This is a genomic window from Leifsonia sp. (genome assembly GCF_051955155.1).
Lineage (GTDB): Bacteria > Actinomycetota > Actinomycetes > Actinomycetales > Microbacteriaceae > Leifsonia.
The window spans coordinates 17422-28742 of record NZ_JBQCGZ010000121.1 but is presented as its reverse complement, the minus strand read 5'-3'; the positions used below and the strand labels follow the sequence as shown (position 1 = coordinate 28742).

Annotated in this window: 12 protein-coding genes; 9 read left to right on the top strand and 3 right to left on the bottom strand. The window is 70.7% G+C overall.

The window, feature by feature from the left end:
• Positions 1–1104: FAD-binding protein (locus ACTHMF_RS13110; RefSeq protein ID WP_440318149.1), on the top strand; the 1104-nt coding region annotated here is incomplete at its 5' end.
• Complete coding sequence (locus ACTHMF_RS13105; RefSeq protein WP_314146929.1) at positions 1104–1865, top strand: succinate dehydrogenase iron-sulfur subunit; 762 nt, start codon at positions 1104–1106, stop codon at positions 1863–1865. The genes ACTHMF_RS13110 and ACTHMF_RS13105, both read left to right, overlap by 1 nt.
• 57 nt (positions 1866–1922) lie before the next feature.
• Here the strand turns inward: ACTHMF_RS13105 and ACTHMF_RS13100 are convergent, their stop codons facing one another.
• A complete protein-coding gene (locus tag ACTHMF_RS13100; protein ID WP_440318147.1) occupies positions 1923–2927 on the bottom strand; it encodes an NAD-dependent epimerase/dehydratase family protein in 1005 nt (334 codons plus the stop codon).
• Between the two features lie 336 nt (positions 2928–3263).
• Between ACTHMF_RS13100 and ACTHMF_RS13095 the strand changes: the two genes are divergently transcribed.
• The 7 genes from ACTHMF_RS13095 to ACTHMF_RS13065 all read left to right on the top strand — a co-directional run bounded on the left by ACTHMF_RS13095 (position 3264) and on the right by ACTHMF_RS13065 (position 8371).
• Positions 3264–3464 carry a hypothetical protein gene (locus tag ACTHMF_RS13095; protein WP_440318146.1) on the top strand — a complete coding sequence of 67 codons (201 nt, stop codon included), beginning with the start codon at positions 3264–3266 and terminating at the stop codon, positions 3462–3464.
• 50 nt (positions 3465–3514) lie between these two features.
• A complete protein-coding gene (locus tag ACTHMF_RS13090; RefSeq protein ID WP_314146926.1) occupies positions 3515–3832 on the top strand; it encodes a DUF4190 domain-containing protein in 318 nt (105 codons plus the stop codon).
• Between the two features lie 85 nt (positions 3833–3917).
• Positions 3918–5153 carry a YihY/virulence factor BrkB family protein gene (locus ACTHMF_RS13085; protein WP_440318144.1) on the top strand — a complete coding sequence of 412 codons (1236 nt, stop codon included), beginning with the start codon at positions 3918–3920 and terminating at the stop codon, positions 5151–5153.
• A 9-nt stretch (positions 5154–5162) separates the two neighbouring features.
• A complete protein-coding gene (locus tag ACTHMF_RS13080) occupies positions 5163–5999 on the top strand; it encodes an exodeoxyribonuclease III (RefSeq protein ID WP_440318143.1) in 837 nt (278 codons plus the stop codon).
• A 40-nt stretch (positions 6000–6039) separates the two neighbouring features.
• Positions 6040–7050: a tryptophan--tRNA ligase gene (trpS, locus tag ACTHMF_RS13075; RefSeq protein ID WP_314146923.1), complete on the top strand. Its 1011-nt coding sequence runs from the start codon at positions 6040–6042 to the stop codon at positions 7048–7050.
• Positions 7050–7640, top strand: coding sequence for a GNAT family N-acetyltransferase (locus tag ACTHMF_RS13070; protein ID WP_440318140.1), 591 nt, complete (start codon positions 7050–7052; stop codon positions 7638–7640). The genes trpS and ACTHMF_RS13070 overlap by 1 nt, the downstream gene beginning before the upstream one ends.
• Positions 7637–8371, top strand: a complete 735-nt coding sequence (locus tag ACTHMF_RS13065) for an HAD family hydrolase (RefSeq protein ID WP_440318139.1) — start codon at positions 7637–7639, stop codon at positions 8369–8371. The genes ACTHMF_RS13070 and ACTHMF_RS13065 overlap by 4 nt, the downstream gene beginning before the upstream one ends.
• A 1-nt stretch (position 8372) precedes the next feature.
• Here the strand turns inward: ACTHMF_RS13065 and ACTHMF_RS13060 are convergent, their stop codons facing one another.
• Both ACTHMF_RS13060 and glpK read right to left on the bottom strand, forming a co-directional pair.
• A complete protein-coding gene (locus ACTHMF_RS13060; RefSeq protein WP_440318137.1) occupies positions 8373–9671 on the bottom strand; it encodes an LCP family protein in 1299 nt (432 codons plus the stop codon).
• A 127-nt stretch (positions 9672–9798) separates the two neighbouring features.
• Positions 9799–11319 carry a glycerol kinase GlpK gene (gene glpK, locus ACTHMF_RS13055; protein WP_440318135.1) on the bottom strand — a complete coding sequence of 507 codons (1521 nt, stop codon included), beginning with the start codon at positions 11317–11319 and terminating at the stop codon, positions 9799–9801.
• Positions 11320–11321: the final 2 nt, after the last annotated feature.

Below are 11321 nucleotides of genomic sequence, written 5' to 3'. Positions count from 1 at the left end.
GACGGCGTCGGGATCATCTGGCGCAAGAAGCTCCCGCTGGAGGACATGGAGTTCTTCCAGTTCCACCCGACCGGCCTCGCTGGGCTCGGCATCCTCCTCACCGAGGGCGCCCGAGGCGAGGGCGCGATCCTGCGCAACGCCTCCGGCGAGCGGTTCATGGAGCGCTACGCTCCGACCATCAAGGACCTCGCCCCGCGCGACATCGTCGCGCGCTGCATGGTGCAGGAGGTCGCGGAGGGACGCGGCGCCGGCCCGCACAAGGACTACGTGCTGCTGGACTGCACGCACCTCGGCGCCGAGGTCCTGGAGACCAAGCTGCCGGACATCACCGAGTTCGCCCGCACCTACCTGGGCGTCGACCCGGTCGTCGAGCCGGTGCCGGTCATGCCGACCGCGCACTACGCGATGGGCGGCATCCCGACGAACAACAACGCCGAGGTGCTGCGCGACAACACCACGGTCGTCCCCGGCCTCTACGCCGCAGGCGAGTGCGCGTGCGTCTCGGTGCACGGCTCCAACCGCCTCGGCACCAACTCGCTGCTGGACATCAACGTGTTCGGCAAGCGGGCGGGCAACAACGCGGTCGAGTACGTCAAGACCGCGACCGCCGTCCCGCTCCCCGAGGACCCCGCCGGCTTCGTCCGCGGCATGATCGAGGACCTGCGCACCGGCACCGGCACCGAGCGGATCGCCGCGATCCGCAAGGAGCTGCAGGACGAGATGGACAAGAACGCTCAGGTGTTCCGCACCGACGAGTCGCTCGAGAAGGTCACCGGCACCATCCACCGCCTGCGCGAGCGCTACAAGAACGTCGTCGTCCAGGACAAGGGCAAGCGCTTCAACACCGACCTCCTGGAGGCCGTGGAGCTGGGCTTCCTGCTCGACCTGGCCGAGGTCGTCGTGTTCTCCGCCCGGAACCGCAAGGAGTCGCGCGGCGGACACATGCGCGACGACTACCCGAAGCGCGACGACGAGAACTACATGAAGCACACGATGGCCTACCTGACCGGCGACCCGCACTCGGCGGATGCGGCAGACCACATCACGCTCGATTGGAAACCGGTCGTCGTGACCCGTTACCAGCCGATGGAGAGGAAGTACTGATGTCGACCGCCGTGCTCGAGACTCCGCCCGCCCCCGAGGCGCCGGTCCAGTCGTTCACCGTCACGCTGATCATCCGCCGGTTCGACCCGGACGTGGACACCGAGCCGCGCTGGCAGGACTTCGACGTCGAGATGTTCCCGACCGACCGCATCCTGGACGCGCTGCACAAGATCAAGTGGGAGCAGGACGGCTCGCTGACGTTCCGCCGCTCGTGCGCCCACGGCATCTGCGGCTCGGACGCCATGCGCATCAACGGCCGCAACCGCCTCGCCTGCAAGACGCTGATCAAGGACCTGGACATCTCCAAGCCGATCTACGTCGAGGCCATCAAGGGCCTGCCGCTGGAGAAGGACCTGATCGTCGACATGGAGCCGTTCTTCGCGAGCTACCGCGAGGTGCAGCCGTTCCTGGTCGCGAACAGCAAGCCCGAGAAGGGCAAGGAGCGCATCCAGTCCGTCGCCGACCGCGCCCGCTTCGACGACACCACCAAGTGCATCCTGTGCGCGGCGTGCACCTCCTCCTGCCCGGTGTTCTGGACCGACGGCCAGTACTTCGGCCCGGCGGCGATCGTGAACGCGCACCGCTTCATCTTCGACTCGCGCGACGACAACGCGCAGGTGCGCCTGGACATCCTGAACGACAAGGAGGGCGTCTGGCGCTGCCGCACGACCTTCAACTGCACCGACGCGTGCCCGCGCGGCATCCAGGTGACGCAGGCGATCGCCGAGGTCAAGCAGGCGATCATGCGCGGCAAGCCCTGATCGCCTCCCGCTGACGACGTCCGCCCCTCGGCCCTCCGGTCGGGGGGCGTCGTCGTTTCAGCGCCGGGCCAGGTAGGCGTCCTCCGCCGCGTAGTCGACGTCGGCATCCTCCGCCTCCGCCGCCCAGGGCGCGTCGAGGCCGTGCGCGGCGACGGCGTCGATGGTCGGTCCGATCAGGTCGTGGTAGCCGCCGGCGGGGCGGTAGCCGATCGCCTCCGCGGCGCGCAGATCGAGCGTGATGCCCGGCACGACGTCCCAGGGATGCCGGCCCGGCTCGTCGCCAGGAACGAGCACCTCCTCCCACGCGTGCCCGAGGCGGGCGGCGATCGCGCGGGCGATCTCGCGCCCGGTCGGCACGTCGGGGTCGGCGATGTTGAGCACCCGGCTGCCCGGCCGCTCCCCCACCGCCTCGACCAGCGCGGCGACGTTGGCGGCGGCGGTCGGATGGTCGAAGCCGCGGCCGTCGTGGGCGAACAGCACGACGCGGCGGCCGTCGAGCACCCGGCGGACGAAGTGCCACTCGCGCGGGAGCGCGGCGCCGACGCCGTGCACCTTGGACGCGCGCAGCACCGACACGAGATGCCCGCTCTCCAGCAGCACGCGCTCGGCGGCGACCTTGTTCCTGCCGTAGCCGTCCCTGCTGCGATACCGGCCGTCCCACGCGGGTTCGAGGGTCGCCGTGTCCTCGCGGACGGGACCGCCGAAGTCCGGTCGCTCGGGCGAGTTGATGTGCCGGCCCTGCGCATCCACGTAGACGGCCTTGCTGGAGATCATCGCGGCGGATCCGATCCCGGGCAGGTACGGCAGCAGCGAGCGCGCATCGTCGGCCGTGAAGCAGCAGGCGTCCACGAGCAGATCGGCGCCGGCGCCGAGCACCGCGGCGAGCGCGGCGGGGTCCCGCCGGTCGGAGGCGACGAAGCGGACCCCCGCCTCGGTCAGCGCGGCAGGGACGTGCCGCGGATCGCGCCCGGTGACCACGACGTCCCAGCCGGCGCGCGCGAGGCGGAGGGCCGCGGCGCGCCCGATCAGTCCCGTCCCGCCGAGGACGATGGCGTTCGGCATGAGGCCAGGGTACCGTTCCCGCTGGCCCAGCGGTCTGGACGCGGGTCGTGTGCCCCGATAGAGTGTCATGCCGGGCCCACCGCCGCGCCCGCCGGTCACCCGACCTCCGACCGGATCGATCTCACCCGACCCCCACCCGAAGGACTCCGCCATGCCTGCCGCCCACGACTTCTTCCTCCTCGGCGACCCCACGACGCCGGACGCCGGCTCGTCGCCTCTGCGCTGCAGGCGGAGGGCTTCACCGTCACCGCGACGCCCAGCGGCGGCCTGCTCGCCAAGCGCGGCAGCGCGGCGTCGACCTTCTGGCTGGGCGCCTTCGCCGGCAAGAGCTTCCAGGTGACCTTCCTCGTCGACTTCATGGTCGACGCGGAGGGCCGCCTGGTCGCGCGCCTGAACCGCAACATGGTCTCCGGCGCGCTCAAGGGCGGCGCGATCGGCGCCGCCCGGATCGACACCGCGTTCCAGGAGACCGCGAACGCCATCGCCGCCACCCTGCACCCCGCGGGTGTGCTGGCCGGAAGCGTGCCACAGAACTGAACAGAACAGAATCGAACCCGAACCGTATCCCGATCGGAGAACACCTCACCATGTCCGACCAGACGCCCGCCTCGTACCCGCCCGCGCCGCCGGCCGGCTACACCCCGTACCCCGCCCAGAAGTCGGGCACGAACGTGCTCGCCATCATCGCCCTCGTCGGAGCATTCGTGTTCCCGCTCGCCGGCGTCATCTGCGGCCACATCGCGCTCAGCCAGATCAAGCGCACCGGCGAGAACGGCCGCGGCCTCGCCATCGCCGGCCTGATCATCGGCTACGTCTACATCGCCTTCATCGTGCTGATGGTCATCATCGCCATCATCGTCGGCGTGGCGGCCTCGTCCGCCGGCTATTCGTCGTACTCGTACTGAGCGCACCGGCCGCGCGCCGCCCGGCGCGGCGCGCGGCCGCCTTTCGGCTCTCTTCCCGGCGCATCCCGGTCGATATCCTTGCCAGGTGGCGAGGAATTCCCGGAGGCCGGCCGAGCCGGACGAGGCGCTCCAGCGCGCTCAGGGGACGGTGCAGCCGGAGACCGAGGAGACGCTCAAGGAGCGCTTCCTGGACGCCGCGGAGCCGCTGCGCGAGCGCCTCGAGAAGCCGGTGGCCCGCGTCTCCCGCGTCGCCAAGTGGGTGCAGAGCCTGCGCCCGTACCGGGTGTACATCAACTACTCGCACTCCGACGGCAACCTGCGAGCGGCCGGGATGGGCTTCCAGTCGCTGTTCGCGGTCTTCGCGGCCATCTGGCTGGGCTTCTCCGCCGCCGGGATCTGGCTGTCCGCCAATCCGGACATCTTCGAGGCGCTGGTCACCATCATCAACAAGGCGGTCCCCGGGCTGATCGCCACCGACACCACTCCCGGTGTCATCGACCAGACCCAGCTGCAGCAGGCGACTGCGTTCGGCTGGTACGGCATCATCGCTGCGATCGGCCTGCTCTGGACCGCGATCGGCTGGCTGTACTACACGCGCCAGGCGGTCCGCGCGGTCTTCGGCCTGAGCAGGGACACCACCAACTACGTCCTGCAGAAGATCCGCGACCTGTTCCTGGCCCTCGGCTTCGGCGTCGTGCTCGTGTTCTCCGCACTGATCACCATCGCCAGCACGCAGGCGCTCACCTTCCTCCTGGCGATCATCGGCGTCAGCCCCGAGTCCTTCTGGGGCACCGTCGTCACCCGGTTCTCCGCGCTGCTGGTCTCGCTTCTGCTCAACATCTTCACGCTCGGCGCGATGTTCCGCGTGATGTCCAGGGTCGCCATCCCGTGGCGGAACCTGTTCTTCGGCGTGCTGCTCGGGGCCGCGGTGCTCTCCGCGCTGAGCGCGCTCGGTGGCCTGCTGCTCGGCAGCGCGACCAAGAACCCGCTGCTGGCGAGCTTCGCGGTGTTCGTCGGTCTGCTGCTGTGGTTCAACCTGGTCTCGCGCGTGATCCTGCTCTCCGCCTCCTGGATCGCGGTGGGGATGTTCGACCACGGGCTCTCTCCGCGCATGATCACACCGGAGCAGGCGGCGGCCGAGCGCGCCGCCGCCGAGTACAAGGCGCGGGTGCTCGTGGCGCGCGCGGAGCTCGACCAGGCGAAGCAGGACCTGCGCGGCTCGCGGCTGCTCGCCCGGTTCGCGGCCCAGCGCCGCGTGGAGAAGGCGGAGCACCGGCTCAACGACCTGCTCGACGAGGGGAGCGTCGGCCGTCCCCGGTAGGCTGGATCCATGCCCACCGAACCCCTGCGCATCGCGACGATCAACGTCAACGGCATCCGTGCCGCCTTCCGCAAGGGCATGGGCGCCTGGCTCGACTCCCGCGACGTCGACATCCTGGCGATGCAGGAGGTGCGCGCCTCCACGGAGGACCTGCAGGGGCTCCTCGGCGACGACTGGGACATCGTCCACGACCCGGCCAGCGCCAAGGGCCGTGCCGGCGTCGCGATCGCCAGCAGGCACCGAGCGGCCATCCACCGCGTCGAGCTGGGCGCGACGGACTTCGACAGCGCCGGCCGCTGGCTGGAGGCGGACTACGAGGTGGCAGGAAAGGTCGTCACCGTGGTCAGCACCTACGTGCACTCCGGAGAGGCCGAGACCGAGAAGCAGGTCGCGAAGTACACGTTCCTGGACGCGATGGAGGCGCGGCTGCCGGAGCTGCAGAAGCACAGCGAGTTCGCCGTCGTCCTCGGCGACCTCAACGTCGGGCACCGGACGCTGGACATCCGCAACTGGAAGGGCAACGTCAAGCGCGCCGGCTTCCTGCCGGAGGAGCGCGCCTACTTCGACCGCTTCCTCGGCGCGGAGGACGACCCCGACTACAACGCGGGCGCCGGCCTCGGCTGGGTGGATGTCGGCCGCAAGTGGGCGGGCGAGGTCGACGGCCCGTACACGTGGTGGTCGTGGCGCGGCAAGGCGTTCGACAACGACTCCGGCTGGAGGATCGACTACCAGCTGGCCACCCCCGCCCTCGCGGCGACGGTGAAGAACTACGCGGTGGACCGTGCGTCCGCCTACGACGAGCGATGGTCCGACCACACCCCCGTGGTCGTCGACTACGCGCTCTGAGCAGACACATCACGCACATCCATCGAACGAAGGCACGAACATGACAACCCTCCCCCGTCTCTATTCCGGGATGCAGCCATCCGCCGAATCGCTGCACCTCGGCAACTACGTCGGCGCCCTGCTGCAGTGGAAGCAGCTGCAGGCGACGCACGACGCCTTCTTCTCCGTGGTGGACCTGCACGCGATCACGGTCGCGCAGGACCCGGAGGAGCTGCGCCAGAAGACCCGGCGCACCGCGGCCCAGTACATCGCCGCCGGCATCGACCCGTCCGCGTCCACCCTCTACGTGCAGTCGCACGTTCCCGCGCACGCCCAGCTCGCCTGGGTGCTGAACACCATCACCGGCTTCGGCGAGGCGTCGCGGATGACGCAGTTCAAGGACAAGTCGGCCAAGCAGGGCGCGGACGCGACCTCGGTCGGCCTGTTCGCCTACCCGGTGCTGATGGCCGCGGACATCCTGCTCTACGACGCCGAGGTAGTGCCGGTCGGCGACGACCAGCGCCAGCACGTCGAGCTGACCCGCGACCTGGCCACGCGGTTCAACAGCCGCTTCGGCGAGACCTTCGTGGTGCCGCAGGCGATGATCCTCAAGGACGGCGCGCGCATCTACGACCTGCAGAACCCCGACGCGAAGATGTCCAAATCGGCCGAGTCCGGCGCCGGGATCATCTGGGTGCTGGACGAGCCGGACGTGACGCGCAAGAAGATCATGCGCGCCGTGACCGACACCGACGGCGTCGTCTCGTACGACCGCGCGGGCAAGCCCGGCATCTCCAACCTGCTGAGCATCTACTCAGCGCTGTCGGGGCGCTCGGTCGAGTCCATCGAGCTGGAGTACGACGGCAAGGGCTACGGCGACTTCAAGAAGGGCCTCGTGGAGGTCGTGGTGGAGACGCTGGGCCCGGTGCGCGAGCGCACCCTGGAGCTGCTCTCCGACCCGGCCGAGCTGGACCGCATCCTCGCCGGGAACGCCGAGCGCGCCGACGCGGTGGCCGAGGTCACGCTCGCCAAGGCGTACGAGCGCATCGGCCTGCTGCGACGGGCGCGCTGATGGGCGTCGTCGAGCTGGCCGGGGAGCGGGTCCGGCTCGACGCGCCCGGCCTGGACGACGTCGACCGCATCGCCGAGCTGTGCCGGGACCCGGAGATCGCCGGCTGGACGACCGTCCCGGTCCCGTACGGCCCGGAAGACGCGCGCGCGTTCGTGACCGGGATGGTCGCCGACGGCTGGGTCAGCGGGCGCAGCTGTACGTGGGCGATCCGCGACGGCGAGACGCTCGTCGGCATGATCGGCCTGCACGGGATCGAGGAGCGCCGCGCCGAGATCGGCTTCTGGCTGGCGCCGGAGGCGCGCGGCGGCGGCCTCATGTCCGAGGCGGTCTCGCTGGTGCTCGACTTCGGCTTCGCGCCGTCGCCCGGCGGCCTCGGGCTGCTGCGCGTCGAGTGGTTCGCGTTCGAGGGCAACGCCGCGAGCGCCGCCGTCGCGCGCCGCGCCGGCTTCCACTGGGAGGGCAGGCGGCGGCTCGGCGGCGTCCAGCGCGGCGTCCGGCGCGACGACTGGCAGGCGGGCCTGCTCGCCGAGGACCCGCGCGTCCCCGTCGACGGCTGGCCGGAGGAGACCTTCCGGCAGACGCAGCCGTGACGGCGCCCCGCGTCGTCCTGTTCGACCTGGACGACACGCTCTTCGCGCACCGCGCGGCCGTCGCCGCGGGCATCCGGCGTTATGCCGGTGTCCTCGGCGAGCCGTACGGCCGGCTGGAGGCGGACGAGCTCGTTTCGCTCTGGCACGACCTGGAGGAGGAGCACTACCACTCCTACCTCGCCGGCCGGCTCGACTTCGAAGGCCAGCGGCAGGCGCGGGCCCGCGACTTCGCCGCTCGGCACGGCGTGACCCTGAGCGACGACGAGGCCAGCGCCTGGTTCGCGGACTACTTCGAGCACTACGTGGCCGCGTGGTCGCTGCACGACGACGCGGTGCCGTGCCTCGACGAGCTCGCCCGGCGCATCCCCGGCGTCCGCTTCGGGCTGATCACGAACGGCGACCTGGCCTTCCAGAGCCGCAAGGTGGAGGCGGTCGGGCTGGACGCGCGGATGGAGCGGCTCATCGCATCCGGCGAGGTCGGCATCGCGAAGCCGGACGCCGGCATCTTCGCCGCCGCGTGCGACGCGTTCGGCGTCGAGCCCGCGGACGCCGCCTACGTCGGCGACCGCCTGCGCACCGACGCGATCGGCGCGGCGCGGGCCGGGCTGAGGGGCGTCTGGCTCGACCGCACCGGCGCCGTCCCCTCCGCCGAGGACGCGGCCGAGGCGGCCGACGCCGGTGTGACGACCATCTCGGGGCTGGCCGAGCTCCCCGCGGTGCTCGCCCCCTGAGTCAGTTGCCCTTGGTGCAGGTCTGCTGGTCGGCGGTCTGACCCGTCACGTCGCTCGGCAGGCTGACCGCGGACGAGGTGGGTGCGGGCGTCGGCGTTCCGGAGCCCGCTGCCGCCGTCGCCGCGGGCGACGGGGTGCTCGTCGCGGCGGGCGCCGGCGTCGCGGTCGCAGACGCGCCCGCTCCCGGCGTCGGCGTCGCTCCCGGCGCGGCCTCGGTGCCCGCCCCGGTCGTACCGGTGAGCACGACGGGCGTGTCCGTCGTGAGCGCCCGCTTGAGCGCCTCCACTCCTGTCGGCTCCGGGACGACGCGGTTCGGGTTGTCCGGGTCGGTCATCGCCGGGTACTGCACGAACACGAAGTCGCTCAGCGGCACGCTCTTCAGCGCCAGGCCGATCGACACGAGCGTCGTCGGCGAGGCGAGGGTGTCGGAGAGCTGGATGTTGGACGTCGCCGCCTTCGCGAGCGTGTACAGCGTGAGCGGGTTGCTCAGCACCCCGGCGCTGGTCACCTTGCGGAGCAGGGCGGAGAGGAAGAGCTGCTGGTTGCTGATCCGGCCGAGGTCGCTGCCGTCGCCGACCCCGTGCCTGCTGCGCACGAACGCCAGGGCGTTCGAGCCGACGAGCGTCTGCTCCCCCGCCTTCAGGTCGAGCCCGACGTACGGGTCGACGAGCGGCGTCGCCAGGCACACGGTGACGCCGCCGACCGCGTTGGACATCGCTGTCACGCCGTCGAAGCTGATCTCGGCGGCGTACGGGATGCTGAGCCCGGTCAGCGCCTCCGCCGTGAGCACGACGCAGGAGAGCCCGCCGGTGGACAGCGTCGTGTTGAACTGGGCGCTCGACTGCGCCGAGGTCGCGCCGTTGGCGGTCGGGCACGACGGAACGGGCACCATCAGGTCGCGCGGGATGCTGATGACCGTGGCGTTCTTGTGGTCGGCGGAGAGGTGCAGCACCATCGTCACGTCGTTGTTGCCCGCGCCGGAGCTGCCCGCGAGCTCGTCCGCGGTGGAGAACTGACCGCCCTGCCCGGTCCGGGTGTCGGTGCCGGCGAGCAGGATGTTCACCTCGCCGGACTCCGCGCCGACCGTCGGCGGGGTGATCGACTTCCCCGAGGCAGAGACGAGGTGGATGGACGGCTTGAGCGACTGCCACGTGTCGCCGACGGCATACGCGGCGATGGCGCCTGCGGAGACGGTGAGGACCGCGAGCGCGCCGGCGAGCAGGCGCGCAACGGGGCCGCGCGCGCGGCGCACGGGAAGCCGGCCGTGCCGCACGGACACGGCGGTCGCAGAGTGTCTCATCCCGGCTACGGTATCCAGCGCACCTGCGCGGCGGCTTTCCGCAGCATGAGGGAATCGAGAGGTATGCCCGCACGCACGAGCGCCGCCCGGCGGGATGCCGGACGGCGCTCGTGCGTGTTCGCCTGGATCAGGCGTTCGTCACGTCGTCGTCGACCCAGTCGAACGTCTTGGTGACGGCCTTCTTCCAGAGGCGGAGCTGGCGGTCGCGCTCGGCGTCGTCCATGTCCGGCGTCCAGCGGCGGTCCTCCTGCCAGTTCTTGCGCAGGTCGTCCAGGTTCTCCCAGAAGCCCGTCGCGAGACCGGCGGCGTAGGCCGCGCCCAGCGCCGTGGTCTCCGCGACGACCGGCCGCACGACCGGGACGCCGAGGATGTCGGCCTGGAACTGCATGAGGGTGTTGTTGGCGATCATGCCGCCGTCCACCTTCAGCTCCTGCAGCTCGACACCGGAGTCCGCGTTGACCGCGTCCAGGACCTCGCGGGTCTGGAAGGCGGTCGCCTCGAGAACGGCGCGGGCGATGTGGCCCTTGTTCACGTAGCGCGTGAGTCCCACGAGGGCACCGCGCGCGTCCGAACGCCAGTACGGGGCGAACAGGCCGGAGAACGCCGGAACGAAGTACGCGCCGCCGTTGTCCTCGACCGTCTTCGCCAGGTCCTCGATCTCGGGGGCGCTGGAGATGATGCCGAGGTTGTCGCGCAGCCACTGCACCAGCGAACCGGTGACGGCGATCGAGCCCTCCAGGGCGTAGTGCGGCTTCTCGTCGCCCAGCTTGTAGCCGAGCGTGGTCAGCAGACCGTTCTTGGAGTGGACGATCTCCTCACCCGTGTTGAAGATGAGGAAGTTGCCGGTGCCGTAGGTGTTCTTCGACTCGCCGGGATCGAACGCCGCCTGACCGAACGTGGCCGCCTGCTGGTCGCCGAGGATGCCGGCGACCGGCACCTCGCGCAGCAGGCTGGACGACTCGACGGTTCCGTAGATCTCGGAGGAGCTCTTGATCTCCGGCAGCATCGACTTCGGAACGCCGAACACCTCGAGGATGTCGTCGCGCCAGGTCAGCGTCTCCAGGTCCATGAACATGGTGCGGGAGGCGTTGGTCACGTCGGTGGCGTGCACGCCGCCGTCCGGGCCTCCGGTGAGGTTCCAGAGCACCCAGGCGTCGGTGTTGCCGAAGAGCAGGTCGCCGCGCTCCGCGCGCTCCCTGGCGCCCTCGACGTTCTCGAGAATCCAGGTGATCTTGGTGCCGGAGAAGTAGGTCGCCAGCGGCAGGCCGACGATCTGCTTGAAGCGCTCGACGCCGCCGTCGGCCGCCAGGCGGTCGACGATGGGCTGCGTGCGGGTGTCCTGCCAGACGATCGCGTTGTAGACGGGCTCACCGGTGTTCTTGTCCCAGACCACCGCGGTCTCGCGCTGGTTGGTGATGCCGACGGCGGCGATGTCGTGACGGGTGAGGTCGGCCTTGGAGAGCGCCTGGCCGATGACCTCGCGGGTGTTGTTCCAGATCTCCACCGGGTTGTGCTCGACCCAGCCCGCCTTCGGGAAGATCTGCTCGTGCTCGAGCTGTCCGGTCGAGACGATCGACCCGGACTTGTCGAAGATGATCGCCCGGGTGCTCGTGGTTCCCTGGTCGATGGCGACGACGTAGTCGGCCATAG